The sequence below is a fragment of the Schaalia meyeri genome, assembly GCF_900105015.1.
Classification (GTDB): domain Bacteria; phylum Actinomycetota; class Actinomycetes; order Actinomycetales; family Actinomycetaceae; genus Pauljensenia; species Pauljensenia meyeri.
Window position 1 is genome coordinate 163,719 of the sequence record NZ_FNLK01000012.1, and the last position, 18,144, is coordinate 181,862.

The 18,144-nt window shown below is 66.3% G+C and carries 17 protein-coding genes; 7 read left to right on the forward strand and 10 right to left on the reverse strand.

Translation table 11 applies throughout. The annotated features are described in order from the left end of the window. Positions 1-224: 224 nt before the first annotated feature. Together BLT68_RS06180 and BLT68_RS06185 are read left to right on the forward strand one after the other, a co-directional pair. The gene (locus BLT68_RS06180) at positions 225-2,282 is read left to right on the forward strand and encodes a coiled-coil domain-containing protein (RefSeq protein WP_074633279.1); all 2,058 of its coding nucleotides are present in this window, start codon (positions 225-227) and stop codon (positions 2,280-2,282) included. A gap of 77 nt (positions 2,283-2,359) precedes the next feature. Next, the gene (locus BLT68_RS06185) at positions 2,360-3,082 is read left to right on the forward strand and encodes a PspA/IM30 family protein (protein WP_074633280.1); all 723 of its coding nucleotides are present in this window, start codon (positions 2,360-2,362) and stop codon (positions 3,080-3,082) included. A 112-nt stretch (positions 3,083-3,194) separates the two neighbouring features. Here BLT68_RS06185 and BLT68_RS06190 read toward each other — a convergent pair whose 3' ends face one another. The 3 genes from BLT68_RS06190 to BLT68_RS06200 all read right to left on the reverse strand — a co-directional run bounded on the left by BLT68_RS06190 (position 3,195) and on the right by BLT68_RS06200 (position 6,359). Continuing rightward, entirely contained in the window at positions 3,195-3,767 is a 573-nt protein-coding gene (locus BLT68_RS06190; RefSeq protein WP_074633459.1) for a PIN domain-containing protein, read from the reverse strand. Positions 3,768-3,900: 133 nt separating this feature from the next. Beyond that, entirely contained in the window at positions 3,901-5,421 is a 1,521-nt protein-coding gene (gene glpK, locus BLT68_RS06195; RefSeq protein ID WP_050694262.1) for a glycerol kinase GlpK, read from the reverse strand. A 152-nt stretch (positions 5,422-5,573) separates the two neighbouring features. After that, positions 5,574-6,359 (reverse strand): MIP/aquaporin family protein, encoded by a 786-nt coding sequence (locus tag BLT68_RS06200; RefSeq protein ID WP_050694261.1) that lies wholly within the window; start codon positions 6,357-6,359, stop codon positions 5,574-5,576. A gap of 313 nt (positions 6,360-6,672) precedes the next feature. On the opposite strand from BLT68_RS06200, the gene BLT68_RS06205 reads away from it, so the two are divergent. Then, on the forward strand, positions 6,673-7,614 hold the full coding sequence (locus BLT68_RS06205) for a sugar-binding transcriptional regulator (RefSeq protein ID WP_074633282.1): 942 nt from the start codon (positions 6,673-6,675) through the stop codon (positions 7,612-7,614). Positions 7,615-7,699: 85 nt separating this feature from the next. Here BLT68_RS06205 and BLT68_RS06210 read toward each other — a convergent pair whose 3' ends face one another. The 7 genes from BLT68_RS06210 to BLT68_RS06235 all read right to left on the reverse strand — a co-directional run bounded on the left by BLT68_RS06210 (position 7,700) and on the right by BLT68_RS06235 (position 13,964). Beyond that, entirely contained in the window at positions 7,700-9,319 is a 1,620-nt protein-coding gene (locus BLT68_RS06210; protein WP_074633284.1) for a lysine--tRNA ligase, read from the reverse strand. A 149-nt stretch (positions 9,320-9,468) separates the two neighbouring features. Continuing rightward, positions 9,469-9,906: an aspartate 1-decarboxylase gene (gene panD / locus BLT68_RS06215; RefSeq protein WP_050694259.1), complete on the reverse strand. Its 438-nt coding sequence runs from the start codon at positions 9,904-9,906 to the stop codon at positions 9,469-9,471. Then, positions 9,903-10,874 carry a pantoate--beta-alanine ligase gene (panC, locus tag BLT68_RS06220; RefSeq protein WP_074633285.1) on the reverse strand — a complete coding sequence of 324 codons (972 nt, stop codon included), beginning with the start codon at positions 10,872-10,874 and terminating at the stop codon, positions 9,903-9,905. Before panC ends, panD begins: the two co-directional genes overlap by 4 nt. 117 nt (positions 10,875-10,991) lie before the next feature. Continuing rightward, positions 10,992-11,879 (reverse strand): Rossmann-like and DUF2520 domain-containing protein, encoded by an 888-nt coding sequence (locus BLT68_RS06225; protein WP_050694257.1) that lies wholly within the window; start codon positions 11,877-11,879, stop codon positions 10,992-10,994. Between the two features lie 25 nt (positions 11,880-11,904). Then, positions 11,905-12,588, reverse strand: a complete 684-nt coding sequence (locus BLT68_RS09415; RefSeq protein WP_232618712.1) for a PH domain-containing protein — start codon at positions 12,586-12,588, stop codon at positions 11,905-11,907. Positions 12,589-12,846: 258 nt separating this feature from the next. Next, entirely contained in the window at positions 12,847-13,386 is a 540-nt protein-coding gene (locus BLT68_RS09420) for a PH domain-containing protein (protein ID WP_165603241.1), read from the reverse strand. A gap of 77 nt (positions 13,387-13,463) precedes the next feature. Further along, positions 13,464-13,964 carry a PH domain-containing protein gene (locus tag BLT68_RS06235; protein WP_074633287.1) on the reverse strand — a complete coding sequence of 167 codons (501 nt, stop codon included), beginning with the start codon at positions 13,962-13,964 and terminating at the stop codon, positions 13,464-13,466. A gap of 143 nt (positions 13,965-14,107) precedes the next feature. Between BLT68_RS06235 and BLT68_RS06240 the strand changes: the two genes are divergently transcribed. The 4 genes from BLT68_RS06240 (at position 14,108) to BLT68_RS06255 (ending at position 18,098) form a co-directional block, all read left to right on the forward strand. Further along, positions 14,108-14,812: a response regulator transcription factor gene (locus BLT68_RS06240; RefSeq protein WP_050694255.1), complete on the forward strand. Its 705-nt coding sequence runs from the start codon at positions 14,108-14,110 to the stop codon at positions 14,810-14,812. A gap of 1 nt (position 14,813) precedes the next feature. Further along, the gene (locus tag BLT68_RS06245) at positions 14,814-16,280 is read left to right on the forward strand and encodes a sensor histidine kinase (protein WP_050694254.1); all 1,467 of its coding nucleotides are present in this window, start codon (positions 14,814-14,816) and stop codon (positions 16,278-16,280) included. Positions 16,281-16,453: 173 nt separating this feature from the next. Beyond that, positions 16,454-17,410 carry an HD domain-containing protein gene (locus BLT68_RS06250; protein WP_074633289.1) on the forward strand — a complete coding sequence of 319 codons (957 nt, stop codon included), beginning with the start codon at positions 16,454-16,456 and terminating at the stop codon, positions 17,408-17,410. A 391-nt stretch (positions 17,411-17,801) separates the two neighbouring features. Then, positions 17,802-18,098 carry a WXG100 family type VII secretion target gene (locus BLT68_RS06255; protein ID WP_050694252.1) on the forward strand — a complete coding sequence of 99 codons (297 nt, stop codon included), beginning with the start codon at positions 17,802-17,804 and terminating at the stop codon, positions 18,096-18,098. Positions 18,099-18,144 lie beyond the last annotated feature (46 nt).

Consider the following 18,144-nt stretch of genomic DNA (forward strand, 5'->3'; position numbering starts at 1 on the left):
TCTGTGTGCCCAAAGGGCTCGCTCCTATCATAGGGCGCTCGCTCGCGGCACGTGGGAGCCGGACCGGTACCTGTAGCGAACAGCACCACCCGCCGCAAGAGGGTCCGTCATTCACGTAGACTGACTCCACGGCAACAATCACGTCGCGCCCGGCGCACCGCATCCGGTGCATGCGCGCAATGTGGTGTATGTTTATCTGTTCGCCACGACGCAGGAGGACCCCCGTGTCACAAATCCGCCGCTTCAGCCTGGTCGCTGCCATCACAGCGATATTGCTCGCGCTCGGCCTGCCGACGTTCGCCGCGTCGCCTCTGACCATCAGCGGGACCGTGACCGATCCGGACGGGTGGCTTGGCGCCTCCGACCGCTCCACCGTCGAGGCGGCCGCCAGCACCGCCGCCTCTCACGGTAAGAGTGTCCACTTCGTGTTCGTCGCAGACTTCTCCGGGGTTGATGCGGAGCAATGGTGCCGACAAAGCGCGAGCCAGTCTTCCCTCAGCTCCGGATCCATCGTCTACGTCATCGCGTATTCCCAGCGTCGCGACGCGGCGTGCGCGCGGGGCGGGCAGTCTTCGTCCACCCTGCGCACCGCGGTGCGGGCGGCCGAGGCCCAGCTCACATCCAATCCATTAACGGGGGCGGATGCGGCGAACGGGGCGAAAGCTTTCGTCGATTCGATGGTGTCGGGCTCGGGAACCCCGACACGTTCGAGCTCCTCCGGCGGCTCAACGAATTCCCCTTCTTCGAGGTCGCTGATCCCCCTCCTGATCCTCCTCACGCTCTTCGTCGGCGGCGCCCTCGTGATCGCCGTCGTGGTGGCACGCTCCTCGCGCCGCAACAAAGAGGCCGCCCAGCGCGCGACCCAGATCGATGCGGCGACCGCACAAGGTTTAATCCGGGAAGCCAACCGCCAGCTGCTCGCAGCCGACGAGCAGGTACGCACCGCATCCGACGAACTGAACTTCGCGCGCGCCCAGTTCGGCATGGCAGAAACGGACGAATTCGCACGCGTTCTCGAAGCGGCGAAGGCGGCGGTCTCGCGCGGCTTTGCCGCTCAGGCGCAGATGAACGAGACCCTGCCACCCGCCGCCCAAGCAGAGCTGGCCACCAGCATCATGCGCGACCTGGGCACCAACCTGAACCCCCTGAGCGCCATCCAGGCGTCCTTCGCGTCCAGACGTGCCGAGGAAGCGACGCTCCCCGACCGCATCCGCGAGGCCCGCGAGCGCCTGGCAGAGGGGCTGACGGACCTGGAACACGCGAAAGCCGAGCTGGTAAGCATCGCTAGCATCTATCCCGCGCAAATGCTGGCTTCCCTCCAGGACAACCCGGAGCAGGCGGCGGCGCTGCTCACCTCCGCGCGCTCGGCCCTGGACGCCGCACAGGAGGCGGAGGACACGGATCGCACCCGCGCGGCCAGCGCACTTGACACGGCTTTGCGCGCGCTGACGATGGCCAAGCATCAGACCGCCGCGATCTTCTCCGCGAAGTCCGACCTGGACGCCATCCGCGACCGCCTGGGTGCCGCGATCGGCTCCATCTCCTCCGACATTTCAGACGTCGATCGCCTCGACACCGACCCCGCCACCTTCGATCCCCTGGTCGCGGATGCCCGCGCGGCCATCACCGCGGCCCAGGCGGCCCTGGCCAACAACGGAGATCCGCTGGCCGCCCTCGAGCACCTGCGCGCCGCCGAGGCGACCCTGGACGCCGCCCTGGCCCCTTCGCGCAGCGAACAGGAAGCCCACGATAGGGCCTACGCGACCGCCCAGGCCCAGGTTTCCCTGGCTGATTCCCTGGTCGCACAGGCGCAGCGCTACGTGCAGGGTCGCCGCGGGGCCATCGACCTTCAGGTGCGTTCCATGCTCAACGACGCCGAGCAAGAACTAAACACCGCTCGCGAGGTAATCGAAGAGGACCCGGCTGCCGCGACCACCCACGCCTCTAACGCGCGCGCCCTGGCCGACCGTGTCGTGTCGACCCCCATCCAGCCCGCCGCCGCCGAGACCTGGGGCTCCACTCGCTCTGGCAACGGTTCTTTCACCGGTTCCTCGCTGGGGGACTTCCTGCTGTGGTCCACCCTCTTTTCTAACGTTGGATCGAGCCGCCACCGGCACTGGGACGATGACTTCGACCCCTTCCACAGCGGAAGTAGCAGCTCGGGCTCGGGCTGGTCATTCGCCTCGGGTTCCGGCTCCGACTGGGGCGATTCCGGCTGGTCCTCCACCTCCGGCTCCGACTGGGGTGGTTCCGACTGGTCCTCCACCTCAGGAAGCTTCTGACCCACCCACCGACCTGCGGGGCGATGGCCCCGCGCATAACCCGCGCACGACGCGCACCACCACCAAAGGAGAACAGCATGGCTGAAAAACAGACGATCATGGGCCGCATCGCCCAGCTCGCAAAGGCGAACATCAACGCGATTCTCGACAAGGCCGAGGACCCGCAGAAGATGATCGACCAGCTGGTCCGCGACTACACCAACTCGATCATCGAGGCCGAGAACGCGATCGCCCAGACCCTGGGCAACCTGCGCATGGCCGAAAAAGACTACGAGGAAGACGTGAAGGCTGCCGCCGACTGGGGTCAAAAGGCCGCCGCCGCCTCCGCGAAAGCCGACGCTCTGCGCGCCGCCGGCGACGAGGCCGGAGCCACCAAGTGGGATGACCTGGCAAAGGTCGCCCTCGGCAAGCAGATTCAGTTCGAGAACGAGATCAAGACCGAGGAGCCCTCCCTCCAGGCGCAGCGCGAAGTGGCCGAACGCCTCAAGCGCGGCCTGTCCCAGATGAAGGACAAGCTCACCGAGCTCAAGTCGCGTCGCGACCAGCTGATCGCCCGCGAAAAAACCGCGCAGGCGCAGGCGCAGGTGACCGACGCGCTCGGCTCCATCAACATCTTGGACCCCACGAGCGAGCTCGGCCGTTTCGAGGACCGTGTGCGCCGCCAGGAGGCCCTGGCGCAGGGCAAGATCGAGCTGGCCGCCTCCTCCCTGGACGCGCAGTTCGCGGAGCTCGAAACCGACTCCTCACAGATCGAGATCGAGGCTCGCCTGGCGGCCCTGAAGGGCAAGTCCGAGGAGTGACGCCTTCGTCACCCCGGAGGGGACGTGACGCGGCCGGGTGGTTCCAGTGGGGCCACCCGGCCGGTTCGTATCTGGCCTCCGGTTGACGCCTCGCGAACGCGAGGTGTCGCGTTTAGAGGAACGCCCCGGGATCGAAGTCGTCGATGTCGATGATGCGGAGCCTGGGCAGGCGCACCTGGAACGCGTGCACGTCGTACTCCAGGTCGATGATCTCGAGGCCGGATTCTGCCCGTTCGTGCAGCTGGGAGGATAAAAACTCCTTGAAACACATGACGGCGACGCGTCGGCCCTGTTCAAGGAGCGCGTCGATCTGGGGCAGGAAATCCGCGTCGTGGCTGGCCAGGATCACGTCGCCCGAACCGAGCTGGGCGATCGCATCCATCGTGCGCTGCAGGCCCACGTCGACGACCTTCATGTCAGCGGGGCCCGACAGGGGGATCACCGAGTAGTCCATCGCCGTGAGCGCCTGGACGAAGCCCATGGGCAGGAAGCCGGAGGAGCCATTGAGGAAGAATAGCCCCTTCGCGCGCTGCCCCCAACGGTCGTGCGCGCACTCCAGCACGCGATCCCAGCGGGGACGTTCCTCGGGGTTCGGGCGCCGATCCAGGACCGACAGCCCCAGCGTTGCGTCAATATTTTCGCCGTCTACAACGAGATATGTCGTTTGATCATTAGAGGTTTCCATGGCGAACATCATAGCCGATCACGCGCGACATCGACGCTGCCTTGGGTCCTGGAAATTGGGTTCTGCCAGCACGCGCGTGGCCGGGCCGGGACCGCTCAACGCAGCCCGGCCCGGCCACTTTCTATGGCTGTGATTACCTCACGTCCTCATCCACCCAGTCGAAGGTGCGCGTGACGGCCTTCTTCCACAAGCGATAGGTGCGGTCGCGTTCGGCGGGCTCCATGGACGGTGTCCAGCGCTTGCCCTCCTGCCAGTTGGCGACCACATCGTCCGTGCCGCTCCAGTAGCCGACGGCCATGCCGGCGGCGTAGGCGGCGCCCAGGGCCGTGGTCTCGATGACCTTCGGGCGCACGACGTCAACGCCGCACAGATCGGCCTGGAACTGCATCACCAGGTCGTCGTGCGTCATGCCGCCGTCGACCTTGAGCTCCTTCAGAGGCACGCCGGAATCGGCGTTCATCGCGTCGAGGACCTCGGCGCTTTGGAACGCAGTCGATTCCTCGACGGCGCGGGCGATGTGACCCTTGTTGACGTAGCGGGTCAGGCCCACGATCGCGCCGCGCGCATCGGAACGCCAGTAGGGGGCGAACAGGCCCGAGAACGCCGGGACGAAGTAGACGCCGCCGTTATCCTCGACCGTGCGCGCCAGCTCGCCGATGTCGGAGGATTTGACAATCATGCCCAGGTTGTCGCGCAGCCACTGCACGAGCGATCCCGCCACGGCGATCGACCCCTCGAGGGCGTAGACGGTCGGCTGGTCGCCGAGCTTGTAGGCGACCGTCGTCAGCAGGCCGTTGTCGGAGAACACGGGCTCGGTGCCAGTGTTCATGAGCATGAAGCAGCCGGTGCCGTAAGTGTTCTTCGCCATGCCCTTCTCAAAACAGGCCTGACCAAAGGTCGCGGCCTGCTGGTCGCCCAGGATGCCGGCGATGGGGGTGTCGATGAGCAGACCGTTCTTTCGCCCGTAGCCGTAGATTTCGGAGGAGGATCGGATCTCGGGGAGCATCGACATGGGGATGCCGAAGATTTCGCACACGTCTTCGCGCCAGGTCAGCGTGCGGATGTCCATGAGCATGGTGCGCGACGCGTTGGTGACGTCCGTGCAGTGCACGCCGCCGTTGACGCCGCCCGTCAGGTTCCACAGCACCCACGAGTCGGTGTTGCCGAAATACAGGTCGCCGGCCTCAGCGCGCTCGCGTGCTCCCTCAACGTTGTCCAAGATCCACTTGATCTTTGAGCCGGAGAAGTACGGGGACAGGCCCAGGCCGCAGATCTGGCGGAAACGATCCGGACCCTCGTCGCCCTCAAGTTCCTTGACGATGTCCGAGGTGCGCATGTCCTGCCAGACGATCGCATTGTAGACGGGTTCGCCGGTGTTCTTATCCCACACGACGGTGGTCTCACGCTGGTTGGTGATGCCGACGGCGGCCAGCGAGTGACGGTTGATCTCGGCCTTTTGCAGGGCTTCGGCGACGACGGTGCGCGTGGTGTCCCAGATTTCGAGGGGATTGTGCTCGACCCAACCCGGGTTGGGGAAAATCTGAGTGAATTCCTTCTGGCCGACGGAAACGATTTCGCCGGCGTGGTTGAAGATGATCGCCCGGGTCGAAGTCGTTCCCTGGTCGATGGCCATAACGAACTTTTCGGTGGTCATGAGTGTCCTTTCGGAGACATTTTCACGTCATTGTGTGGGTCGCGCCAGTCCCCCTGGCGCGACATCGAAGGATGCTGCGTCCCCCGTCGGGCTCCCGTACCCGACGCTGGGGTTTCGCGGGCGAGGACTTTTCCTCGCCCGCGTGCTCACCCTCAGGCTAGGGCGAGGAAATAGATGACGGTACCGACGATGGCACCGATGATCGGGCCGACAACGGGCACCCAGGAGTAGCCCCAGTCGGAGCCACCCTTGCCCTTGATGGGCAAGATGGCGTGAGCGATACGCGGGCCCAGGTCGCGGGCGGGGTTGATGGCGTATCCGGTGGGGCCACCGAGCGAATTGCCGATGACGACGATGATGAGGGCGACGCCGAGCGGGCCGATCGCGGTTTCGGTGCCGCCGGAGACAAAGACCCACAGGATCAGGACGGCGGTGCCGATGGCCTCAGTCAAGCAGTTCCAGCCGTAGGAGCGGATCTCGGGGCCGGTGGAGAAGACGCCGAGCTTCAGCGCGGGATCGCAGTCCTCGTCGAAGTGCTTCTTGAAGGTGAGCCACACGAGGACGGCGCCGACGAAGGCGCCGAGGAACTGGGCGACGATGTACAGGCCAACGTTGGTGGCGTTAACGGCGATGCCGGATGCCAGTTCCACTTTCGTGTCGAAGGCCTTGCCGACGGCCTTGGCGATGGTCACCGCGGGGTTCAGGTGTCCGCCCGTACGGTAAGCGACGTAGACGCCGGCGAATACCGCCAGGCCCCACCCCCAGTTGATCATGAGCCATCCGCCGCCCTTGCCCTTGGACTTGGGCAGCAGGTTCGTGGCGACGACGCCACCGCCGAGGAGCAGGAGGACTGCGGTGCCGAGGAACTCAGACCAGAAAATCTGGGCTGTGCTTGGTGCGGCCGCATTTGCGGCTGCCGGGAGCAGTGTTGCGAGCATGTTTCCCTATCTTTCTCCGACGCTTCATCGCGCCGGGTCACCAGTGGTTTTCCCACCGCCAACAGTGTGCCATCGAACCATACCGGATCGGATATGGTTCGTGGGTCACACCCAGTATGTCACTTGTTGCACATTAGTCCGAATCGAATGCGCATCCGTTCACACCCGGAGTGTGACCCTGACCATTTGACGATGCTCAATCTACCCTCCTCGACGACGAAGCTAATGCTCAAACACACACATCTGCACGCCTGTGCATGGCACACTAGAAAACGTGACAATACGTGACGAACAGGCACACGAGGCCGCCTCAATGTACTACCTCCAGGGCCAGACGATGGAGACAATAGCCCGCCACCTGCAGATATCGCGCTCCTCAGTCTCGCGGCTCCTCGCGCACGCACGCGAGGTCGGGCTGGTACGCATCTCCGTTTCCGCTTCACCCGGACTCAAGGGCACGCTCGCCGGCCAGATCGCCGACCTCTTCGGCGTCAAGGTCTCGGTCGTCCCCGTCCACGACGTCCACACCGAAGTCAACCGCCTGCACAACGTCGCCCTCGTCGCGGCCGAACACCTCACCGACATGCTCTTCCCCGGCGTCACCTTGGGAATCGCCTGGGGAAACACGACCGCCGAGATAACGCGCGCGATGCCACACGTTTCCTTCCCGGGCTCCACCGTCGTCCAACTCAACGGTGCCGCGACCGCCACCGAATCCGGGATGCCCTACGCCGAGGCCATCATCTCCCGCGCGGCCAAGGCCATCGGCGGGCGCATCGTTAACTTCCCAGTCCCCGCCTTCTTCGACTACGCCGACACCAAGGAAGCGCTGTGGCGCGAGCGCTCCATCCAGTCGGTCCTCAACACGATCAACAGCGCCGACGTCGCGCTCTTCGGCGTCGGCTCCATGTCCGCGCGCCTGCCCTCCCACGTCTACTCCGGCGGATTCCTCGAACCCAATGAGATCGCCTCCGTACAAAACGACGGTGTGGTCGGCGACGTGTGCACGGTCCTCATTCGCGAGGACGGTTCGACCAACATGTCCCTCAACGAACGCGCCTCGGGGCCCAACCCCGCCACGCTCAAGAAGATCCCTCGGCGCCTGTGCGTTGTGTCGGGGGCATTTAAAGCGCTCCCCCTCCTCGGAGCGCTGCGCGCGGGAGTCGCCACCGACCTCGTCCTGGACGACGGGGCAGCGCACGAACTCCTCGACCTGGTCCACACTCGCGCCGGGCAGCCCCGGCCACGCCCCTGACCCGCGCGCGTTTGTGCCCATCCGCGCGATAGCGCCCCGGCCTGGTCGCGGATACGAACCAGACCGGGGCACCCCAATCGCTCAATCAACCCAGGCGCTTAACCAGCGGGAAGGGGATCGTCTCTCGGATACCCTGGCCGGTCAACACCATGAGCAGGCGGTCGATGCCCATGCCCATGCCGCCGCACGGCGGGAAGCCCTGTTCCATCGCGACCAGGAAGTCCTCGTCCAAGACCATCGCCTCGGGGTCGCCGTTCGCCGCCGCCAACGCCTGCGCCTCGAAGCGTTCGCGCTGCACGACCGGATCCGCCAATTCCGAGTAGGCCGTGGCCGTCTCGAAGCCGCGCACGTACAGGTCCCACTTTTCCGTCAGGCCGGGGCGCGAACGGTGGTAGCGGGTCAGCGGGGAGGTATCCTCCGGGAAGTCGTACACGAACGTGGGTGCCCACAGCTTGGAGCCGACGAGCTCCTCGAAGATATCCTCGACGATCTTGCCATCCGCCGCGTAGTCATCCACCTCCAGGCCGATGCGCTCAGCGTGCCTCAGGAGGTCCGCGCGCGGCGTGTCCACCGTGATTTCCTCGCCGAGCGCCTCCGACGTCGACCCGTACAGGTCGATGCGATCCCACTGCCCCGACAGGTCGTACTCGGTGCCGTCGGCCAGGCGCACGATCTCCCCACCCGCGGGCAGGTCGAAGGCGTCGCGGGCGGCCTGCTGGATCAGGTCGCGCGTCAGATCCGCCATGCCGTTGTAGTCCGAGTATGCCTCGTAGGCCTCCAGGGCCGTGAACTCGGGGCTGTGCGAGGAATCCATGCCTTCGTTGCGGAAGTTGCGGTTGATCTCGAACACGCGATCCACGCCGCCCACAACCGCGCGCTTCAGGTAGATCTCCGTGGCGATGCGCAGGTACAGCTCGGTGTCGAGCGCGTTCATGTGCGTCGTAAACGGACGGGCGGACGCGCCGCCGTGGATCACCTGCAGCATCGGCGTTTCCAACTCGATGTAGTCGCGGTTAAAGAAGTTCTCGCGGATCGAACGGTTCACGGCGGCACGGATGCGGATCATGTCGCGGGCGGCGGGACGCGTGATCAGGTCGAGCTCGCGGCGGCGGATGCGCTGATCCTCCGACAGGGTGATGTCCTCGCCGTCCTTAGTCGTCCACGTCTTGGGCAGCGGGCGGATCGCCTTCGACGCGATCGCCCAGGAGGCGTCGGGGGCCACCAGCGCGGTTGGCGCCGCATCGTAGGCTGCACGCGCCTCCTCGGTCACCTCGGCGGGTGCGGCGAAAACTGACAGCTCTCCGCGACGCGAGGAAATGACCCGGCCGTGGACGTACAGGTGATCGCCCAGGTCCACGTCGTTCTTGTACGCGGCCAGGGACTGCGCGCCCACCGACGCGGCGGACAGCATGACCTGGATCCTGTTTCCCGCGCCATCCATGAGGGTCGCGAAACACAGCTTGCCACCGTTGCGGGCCAGGATGACGCGGCCCGCCAGGCCCACGTAGTCCTCCGTCTCTTCGCCGGCCTCAAGGTGAGAGTATTTCTCGCGCACCTTCGCAATCGTCGTCGTGATCGGCAGGCGCGCGGGGTAGGGGGGAATACCCGCCTCCATGAGGCGCGCGCGCTTGGCTGCGCGAACCTTGACCTGCTCGGGGGTGTCGTCTGCGGGCGTTTGCGTGGGTACGGAAGAAGAATCTGTCATGGCCCTATCGTAGCGGGATTTGGCCGCGCGAAGAGGAGGCGGCCCGGTTGGCCAGGTCACGAGCCCGCCGGGTTGACGCCCTCGCCAGCAGGCGCAGGGTCGGCATCCGCCCTCCATGCTCGAGCGCCGAGCGCCACCGCACCACGCGCCTAGAGCACACCTGAGCTTTTCAGCCCCAGGGCGCGGGCTCGTTCGGACTCCTCGGGGACGCGCCCCGGGTGCTCGCCCGCCTCCACGATCGCGTTGGCCTCGTCGACGAAAACGACGCGGGGCTTGACGGTGCGCACGAGGGACTCAGGCACCTGAGCGTAGGCCATGATGATGACGAGGTCGCCGACGCTCACCCTGTGGGCGGCCGCGCCGTTGAGCTGGACGGTGCCGCTGCCGCGCTCGCCGGCGATCGTGTAGGTCGCCAGTCGTTCCCCGTTGTTCACGTCAACGATGTCGACCTTTTGCCCGGGAACGATGTTCGCCGCCTCCAGCAGATCCTCATCCACCGTGATCGAGCCAACGTAGTGCAGGTCGGCGCCGGTGACGGTGGCGCGGTGGATCTTTCCGATGGCCATCTCGCGGGTCATCTCCATCATGCGTCCTCCCCCGTGTGCTGTGAGGCGACACGGGACGCGACACCGGCCCCCGTGGTAGGGGACACCGCGCCCAGCGGGGCCTCCATGTTGTCGATAAGGCGGGTCGTTCCCACCCTGGCGGCGATGAGGATGCGGCCGTCGCGCGAGCCGTCGGGCAGAAGCGTCGGGGCGCCCCCGCCGCCGTCAACCGGCACGCCGTCGGTGCCCGCGAGGATCTCGAAGCTGCCCGCATCCACGACCGCAATGTAGTCCAGCTCGATGCCGCCCTCCTCGTCGATGACCGCGCGGCACGCCTCGACGATGCGGGCCGCGTCCGCCCCCGCCTCGGCTGCGGCGACGCCACGCAAAAGGGCCCGGGACAGGGCGCGGGCGCGAACACGTTCGTCGTCGCTCAGGTACTGGTTGCGGCTCGAGAGGGCCACGCCGTCGCGCGCGCGCACGATGGGCACGGCATGGATGCGTACGGGGATGTCGAGCTGGGCAAACACCGTGCGCAGGACGGCCAGCTGCTGGGCGTCCTTTTGCCCGTAGAGCGCCACGTCGGGGCGCACCAGGTTCGCCACCTTGGAGCACACCAGGGCGACGCCGGAGAAATGCGTGGGCCGCGTCTTGCCTTCGAGGACGCGCGCGATGGGCCCGGGATCGATCGAGACGGTCGCTGGCGTCGGATACACGTCCTGGGGTGCGGGCGCCCACACGAGGTCGGCTCCCACGCTTTCCAGCGCATCCATGTCCGCGTCCAGGGTGCGCGGGTAGGCGTCGTAGTCCTCGCCCGGCGCGAACTGCGTGGGGTTAACGAAGATCGTGACGATCACGTGATCGGCCAGCCGACGCGCCTCGCGCACCAGCTCCAGGTGCCCGGCGTGCAGGGCACCCATGGTCATGACCAGTGCTTTCGTGCTAGAAAGGCGCGCCAGGGCATCGGCCAGCTGAGCGCGCGTGTGGACCAGGAGGGGATGGTGGGTCATGGTCCTATTGTTGCGCGTTCGGTTAGCCAGTGCGTCATCGAGTCGTTTGCATCACCCTCGCACGTGCGCGTTCGAGGCCGACGACCCCGGTCCGTTCACGCGCGAACGGGCGGATTCTCAGGCTTCGGGCTCCAGCAGCGCGGCCTCGATGTTCGTCGCGGCGCGGCCATCAAGGAGTCGCGCGTCGCGCAGGAGCCGCGTGAGGGCACGAGTCATGTTGGCGTAGGTGTCGCGTTCCCCCGCGAGCTCCTCGTGGGCTCCCAGGGATCTGGCGTGCGCGGCGACGGTGCCGACGTCCCCGCGGGCGGCCGGTCCGGAGATGCCGCCCACCCCCTCGGTGAGGGCGCGGTCGAGGGCTGCCTCAAGCAGGGGGCGCGCGTACAGGGCGGGTTCCTTAATGCCGGCCTTCGCCAGGATGCGCATGGTCTGGACGGTGATTCCCGCGACGAAGTTGGCGCCGTGGGCCAGGCCCGCGTGGTAAAGCGGGCGGTCTTCCTCGGCGACCACGACGGGCTCACCGCCCATCTCGACCACGAGGGCCTGCGCGATAGGCAGGAATGGGGCCGAGGCCGTGACCGCAAAGGGGGTGCCGACGAGCCTGGCGACATCGACGCTGGTCCCGGTGAAGGTCATGGCCGGGTGGATCGCCAAAGGGATCGCGCCCGCACCGGATGCCGCGTCGAGCAGCCGCACGCCGCAGGCTCCGGACAGGTGGATGACGATGTGCCCGGCCTGCCACGCCTCCGCTTTAGCCAGGCCCGCCGCCAGGGGTTTGATCTGATCGTCCGGCACCGCCAGGATGACGACCTCGGAGCGCCTGGCGACCTCCTGAGGGGATACGATCGGCACGCCGGGGAGCATCGCGTCGGCTCGTTCGCGCGAGGACGGAGAGGACGCGGAGACGGCGACCACCCGGTGCCCGACGGCGCGCAGCGCGGAGCCGATGACGGGGCCGACGTGCCCCATTCCGATAATGCCGATGCCGAGGCGCCCGGGGGTATCCATGCCCCCATTGTCGCCGATCCGTCAGCTATTTGCCGCTCGCCTCGCCCTTCGAGGTCACGTCGATGACCTCCCCCACGCGGGTAAGCCAACGCTCGGGCGGCTCGGCCTCGCGACTGGCCTTTGAAGCGGCAGACAGCTGTGAGCACAGGTGAAGGGAGCGGGATTCCTCGACGTGCGCGGCGATAGAGGGAACCGGACCTGGGACCAGCTCCGCGCGCACAGAGGCGACGCGCCGGAACCGCTGGAGGGGGCCCTGGTGGAGGGAGACGGATTGGATGCGCGAGAGGGGGATCAGGGAGAACCTGCGCGTCAACCAGCCGCCGCGAATCGCCAGCACGGTGTCGGTCAGGGCGAAGCCGCGGCGCGCGTACAGCAGCGGGTCCAGGATGCGCGCGCTGCCCGGGATGGGCACTATCTCGCGGTCGCCCCGCCTCCCCGCGCACAGGGACTCCAAGAAGGCATCGGGATCGTTGACCCCCAGCGACGGAACCACCATCGCGATGGCCTGGGCGGCCTCGGCGCGCGAGCCGACGGGAAGCAGCACGTCTGAGGCGACGTCGGCCTGCAACCCCTCGGTCTTTTCGCTGGCCGAAGAGACCGCATTCCCCGCCTGCGTGATATCCACGCGGTACCAGTCGAAGATGCGCCAAATGAGGGGCTGGGTAAGGCGAAGCGCATGGATGCGCCCCGGGGGATCGTCACGTGGCATCGCGCAGTCAAGCCTCGACGAATGCGCACACCGTCGGGCGAGATCGCGGCCGTGAAGCCGAACTCTCGGTCGAATCGCGCCCACACGATGGCCGCGAGGCTGAGCATGATGCCGATGAAGCTCATGATCGACGTCACCCCGACACCGACACCGACACCGACACCGAGGTATCCGGTCAGCACGCACAACCCGATGCAAAAAGGAGCGCAATCGCATTGCCCAAGGTAGCGAGCAAGGACGCCAACAGTTTCGGGAGGCTCACCTGGAAGACGACGCGCTCGGGCGCCGCCGGAACGGCAGCGCCAACAACGCCCCCACGGGAGGCGGGCCGGGTGGACTCGGAGGGTTCAACGACCCGTCGATCGCGCCCGAGGCCAGGGCCAGCACGAGGGCTTGCACCTCTTCGAGGCGGAGGGAGGAGAGGAGACCCAGCTTGATCCGGGAATCGGAGCCGCCGGCCACCTCAACGTCCAGGTAGCCCAGACCAACGATGCGGCCGATGAGCGAATAGGACAGATTGACGGCCTGAATGCGAGACAGGTGCGCGTGGCGCTGTTTTCGCGACAGGATGCCGGAGCAATACCACACGGCGGTGGGGGTGATCGCGTATCGGGTCATCTTCCACGCCAGGTAACAGTAGGCCGCGATGATCGCGACGATGGCCGAGGCCAGGCCGATGACCACCGGGAAGGAGCGAGTACCCGGCCCCCACACGGGATTGTTTCCGATGACCAGGCGTGCGGGCGCCCCATTTTGTGACCAGCCGACGGCGACCATCACACCGATGAGGGATCCCACCACGCGCATCAGGTAGGTGATCGGATGGAGGGGTTTCCACTCCTCGGGGGCGACGCCGTCGGAGGCGAGGTCGGCGCTTATAGGCCCATCACCTCCGTGGACCCGCGCTCGGCGAGGACGTCGCGCACGCGTGCCGCGTCGGAGACAGGAACGCCTTTAAGCGTCGCATCCGTTAGCGCACTGGCCGTGGACAGACGGATGGTGGCGATTCCCATCAGGCGGAGCATGGGACCCTGGACGATGTCGACGTATTGGATACGCCCGTAGGGAACCAGGGTCATGGAACGCATCAGGACGCCTCGGCGGATGACGAAGTCCGTGTCGGCCAGGGCGTAGCGCAGCGCCCTGACCTGGGCGGGGATGAGCCACAGGAACCACAGCGCGATGACGGTCGGCGCGGCCATGGCCACCCACAGGGCATCGATGCTGGCGACCTTGACGGCCGCATAGATGAGGCCGGCCAACAGGCCGCACGCGAGGAATACGCTTCCGAGCCTGAGAACGGCCAGCCTGGTGGATACGTTGCAAAATTGGACGCCCGCGGGCGCCATGAGGTCCTGTGAGCTACGCGATGACATGCTTCATTCTCGCATACGACCCCGGGATTCCCCGCAAAAGAGCCAACGCCCCCATTCGCTCTGTGCCCAAGCTTACAATCGCAACATCAATACTCCCACCCAACTCACAGAAAACGTACAGGAACATCCGCGACACTGAGGCCATGGCCAACACTGGAACAGAAGCAAAACTGCTTGTCGTCGACGACGAACCCAACATCCGCGACCTGCTCGCCTCATCCCTGCGCTTCGCTGGCTTCGATGTCGTCACCGCCGAAGACGGGGGCGGCGCCTTTCACGAAGCCCAGGCCTCGCGCCCCGATCTGATCGTCTTAGACGTCATGCTTCCCGACATGGACGGATTCACCGTCACGCGCCGCCTGCGCGACGCCGGAGTCACCACACCCGTCCTCTTCCTCACCGCGCGCGATGACATGCGCGACAAAATCCAGGGCCTCACCGTCGGCGGCGACGACTACGTTACCAAGCCCTTCGGCCTCGAAGAAGTCGTCGCCCGTATCCGCGCAATCCTGCGACGCACGATGGGAATGGAGGAAGACGACGCCCTGCTGCGCGTCGGTGACCTGGTCATCGACGAGGACGCGCACGAAGTCACGCGCGCCGGGGTCCAGATCGACCTCTCCCCCACCGAGTTCAAGCTCCTGCGCTACCTGGTCATCAACGCAGGACGCGTCGTTTCCAAGATGCAGATCCTGGATCACGTGTGGGAATACGACTGGGACGGCGAGGTAGCCATCGTCGAGTCCTACATTTCCTACCTGCGACGCAAGCTCGCCGTCGACGGAGCCTCCGGAGAACTGATCCACACCAAGCGCGGCGTGGGGTACATCCTGCGCGTCGAGGACTGACGTGCGCCCCAGCCTGGCTCAACGCATCGAGGCATGGTGGGACGCCAAGCCCCTGGCCGCCCAGCTCGTCACCCTCATCACCCTGCTGCTGGCGGTCGGGCTCTCGCTGTCCGGAACGGTCATGATCGGGCTCCTCCAACACCACCTGACCTCCCAGATCGACGACCAGCTCATCGCAACCGCGCACACGATTCAAATCTCCGCGTCCTCCGCGACCTTCTCAGCGAACGGCCAGGGCGCCATCCCGACCCTCTACTACGTGCACATCCACGGCAAGGACGGCAGCGACCGCTACCTCTACTCCGAGGACACGCTCAAGGCCTCGGGCACCCCCACTCTGCCCGACCTCGTCGATACGTCCTCCGCGCCCGTCGCTTCCTTCCGCACCCTGCCCGTGACCGTTGCTTCATCGAAGTCCGGCCTGGGGTGGCGGGCCCTCGTCGTGCCCGTCTACGACCAGGAATCCAGCGAGTTCTCGGGCTACATGACGATCGCCCTGCCCCTGTCGGACGTCCAACACACGCTGCGCACCACGGCCTCGTACTTCGCCGTCGCGGGCTCAATCATCGTCGTCATCGGAGGCTGGGCGGGCCGCCTCCTCGTGCGCCGAGCCCTGCTCCCGCTGCGCTCCATCGAATCAACCGCCGGAAAGATCGCGGCCGGGGACCTCACCAAGCGCGTCACCCCGCGCCCGCCGACGACCGAGGTCGGTTCCCTGGCCTTGTCGCTCAACACGATGCTCACCCAGGTGGAACAGTCCTTCGAGGCGCGCCAGGCCTCGGAGCAAAAGATCAAGCGCTTCGTCTCAGATGCCTCCCACGAGCTGCGCACCCCGCTGGCAGCGATCTCCGGGTACTGCGAGCTCTACGCGATGGGCGGCGTACCCGCCGAAAGAACCGAGGATGTGATGAGCCGGATCGGCTCAGAATCCTCCCGCATGGCGAACCTGGTGGAGGATCTGCTCACGCTCGCCCGCCTCGACGAGGGGCGCCCCCTGGAAATCACCGACATCGACCTGGTGAAGCTGGCCGACAACGCCATGTTCGACTTGCAGGCCCTGGACCCCAAGCGCACGGTTACCCTCACCGGAATCACGGGGCGCACCCCCCCGATGTCCCTCATCGTGCCGGGAGACCGCGACCGACTCTCCCAGGTGTTCACCAACCTGATCGGCAACATCGTCCGCTACACGCCGCAGGGTTCCCCGGTCGAGATCGCCCTCGGGCACAGCGGCGACACCGCCATCGTTGAGCTGCGCGACCACGGTCCCGGAATCGACGAAACCGACCGGACCCGCGTGTTCGAGCGCTTCTACCGGTCCGATACCTCCCGCAACCGAAAGTCCGGCGGTTCGGGCCTGGGCCTGGCGATCGTGTCCGGAATCCTCACGGCTCACCGAGGAAACGCCTCGTTGACGAAAACAAAAGGAGGAGGCTTGACGGTACGTATCGAGCTGCCCAGCGCATAAACAACGCAATGAAGGTGCGCACAGCCGCGACTTTTCGTATATTTTAGCTATTCATTACATAATGACTTCCGGTGATCCCTCCGGATATTCCCCGATTGTCCGCCTACAAACGTGACCTTTGGGGAAAAGCACACTAGCATGTCTCGGGTATGCCTCAGCTAGGAGAGTGGCCCATGGGTGCTCAAGCACCTCAGTGGCTGTTGACGTCTTTCGTTGACGCCATGCAGCAAATCGGCGCGACCGCGACCGAAACAGACCTCAAGAACGAGAGCGCTGACCTCGCGGAGCGCTGGAGCGCGCCCGAACGCCAGATGCACAACCTGCGTCGGCTCATGGGTACGCTCACCCACATCGACGAGATCGCGACCTTAGCACACGATCCGGACATCCTGCGCGTCGCCGCCTGGTACCACGGGGCGTTCCTCAACAAGGCGCTCGAGATCAAGCTCGGCGGATTCCAGGCGAACTTCGCGGCCACCCGCTGCATCGACCACGCGCACAGCCGCCTGACGAGCCTCGGCGTGCCCGACGAGGTCGTGGCCCGTATCGATGAGCTCATCGCCTTCCTCACCCGGCACCGTGCGCCGCGCACCGACTTCGACGCGCAGGTCCTGGTGGACGCGGACCTGGCATGTCTGTCCTGCAGCCCGCAGGAGTATAAGAAGCTGCGCTCAGCGCTGCGAGCCGAGTTGAGCGAGCTCGACGACCTGCACTTCGTTAAGGCCCGGCGCGCGCTGGTGAAGAAACTGCTCAGCTACAAGACCATCTACCAATCCCCCCTCGGCTCCGCCTGGGAGGATACGGCCCGCGCGAATCTCGAGGTCGAACTGGCCCGGCTGGAGCGCGAGAAGGCGCAGCTGAGCGCCGCCGCCCAGGCGGACGAGGCGGACGATGCCGACGAGTCGGACGATGCTGACGAGCCCGCTGAGGACTCGGTCACGACGACCGGCACGCTCATCATCAAGCGCCGCTCCATCAAGAAGCGCACCCCCGTCCAGTCTCCGGACAACGAAGTTACGTCAACGGGTGTCCTTCCGCGCAAAATCACCGAGGAAACGGACGAGGAAGAGGAGGCGACCTCCTCGCTGGAGTCCGCCGTGGAGTCCCTGGATCTGCCCGCCTCGAACTAGATGCGCTGCGCGGGTCTGCCCCGGTATCTTGGCACCCTAGTCCCGGCCTTGACGGCGCCGTCAGCCTGACGATCACGTGCGCGGCCCGTTTGGCGCCGTCCCCGCGCGCGGGATCCCCCTTCTCGTATTCGCTCCTCGTGCACAGGGCTCACTGCTCACTATCGCGGTCGGAGCGGCGTGTTCGGCGGCGACTCGCACGCTCCCCGTCCGCAGGGGCTCACTGCGAGGAGCATGCGCGTCGCCTCGGGCTCATCCACTCGCTGCCCATCCACAGGGGTTCGCTCTGTGTTGCGCCTATCCACAGGCGCCGCCACGCGCCTGGATCCCCCAGCCCCGCGCGCGTAGCGTCGGCGTCGACGGACCCATCCGGGGTCCCACAAAGGAGAACACCATGACCGCATACGCCGTCGACGCCGAACTAATCTCCGTGGCCTCCGCGCAGGCCTGCACGACCGCGTCCACAATCCGCACCGAAGTCGACACGCTGATGGCCCAGCTGCTCGCCCTCCAGGATTCCTGGACCGGCGGAGCGCAGGTTAATTTCCAGGCGACGATCACCCAGTGGCAGGGGATTCAAGCACAGACACACGAAGCCCTCGACACCATTTCCGCGCAGCTGCAAACGGCTGCGGCGACCTATTCGGAGGCGGAAGCACACTCGGCATCACTGTTCGCGGGAGCCGCGTGAACGCGCTTGGGGGCGGGACTTAAAAGAGTCCCGCCCCCAAGCGAAT

What these genes read in the sequence shown, in the direction of transcription:
- BLT68_RS06250 (WP_074633289.1), top strand. Translation starts at nt 16,454, where the DNA reads ATGGGTGCTCAAGCACCTCAGTGGCTGTTGACGTCTTTCGTTGACGCC.
- BLT68_RS06225 (WP_050694257.1), bottom strand. Translation starts at nt 11,879, where the DNA reads ATGGATACCCCCGGGCGCCTCGGCATCGGCATTATCGGAATGGGGCAC.
- BLT68_RS06205 (WP_074633282.1), top strand. Translation starts at nt 6,673, where the DNA reads ATGTACTACCTCCAGGGCCAGACGATGGAGACAATAGCCCGCCACCTG.
- panC (WP_074633285.1), bottom strand. Translation starts at nt 10,874, where the DNA reads ATGACCCACCATCCCCTCCTGGTCCACACGCGCGCTCAGCTGGCCGAT.
- BLT68_RS06190 (WP_074633459.1), bottom strand. Translation starts at nt 3,767, where the DNA reads ATGGAAACCTCTAATGATCAAACGACATATCTCGTTGTAGACGGCGAA.
- BLT68_RS06200 (WP_050694261.1), bottom strand. Translation starts at nt 6,359, where the DNA reads ATGCTCGCAACACTGCTCCCGGCAGCCGCAAATGCGGCCGCACCAAGC.
- BLT68_RS06255 (WP_050694252.1), top strand. Translation starts at nt 17,802, where the DNA reads ATGACCGCATACGCCGTCGACGCCGAACTAATCTCCGTGGCCTCCGCG.
- panD (WP_050694259.1), bottom strand. Translation starts at nt 9,906, where the DNA reads ATGATGGAGATGACCCGCGAGATGGCCATCGGAAAGATCCACCGCGCC.
- BLT68_RS06210 (WP_074633284.1), bottom strand. Translation starts at nt 9,319, where the DNA reads ATGACAGATTCTTCTTCCGTACCCACGCAAACGCCCGCAGACGACACC.
- glpK (WP_050694262.1), bottom strand. Translation starts at nt 5,421, where the DNA reads ATGACCACCGAAAAGTTCGTTATGGCCATCGACCAGGGAACGACTTCG.
- BLT68_RS09415 (WP_232618712.1), bottom strand. Translation starts at nt 12,588, where the DNA reads ATGCCACGTGACGATCCCCCGGGGCGCATCCATGCGCTTCGCCTTACC.
- BLT68_RS06185 (WP_074633280.1), top strand. Translation starts at nt 2,360, where the DNA reads ATGGCTGAAAAACAGACGATCATGGGCCGCATCGCCCAGCTCGCAAAG.
- BLT68_RS06240 (WP_050694255.1), top strand. Translation starts at nt 14,108, where the DNA reads ATGGCCAACACTGGAACAGAAGCAAAACTGCTTGTCGTCGACGACGAA.
- BLT68_RS06235 (WP_074633287.1), bottom strand. Translation starts at nt 13,964, where the DNA reads ATGTCATCGCGTAGCTCACAGGACCTCATGGCGCCCGCGGGCGTCCAA.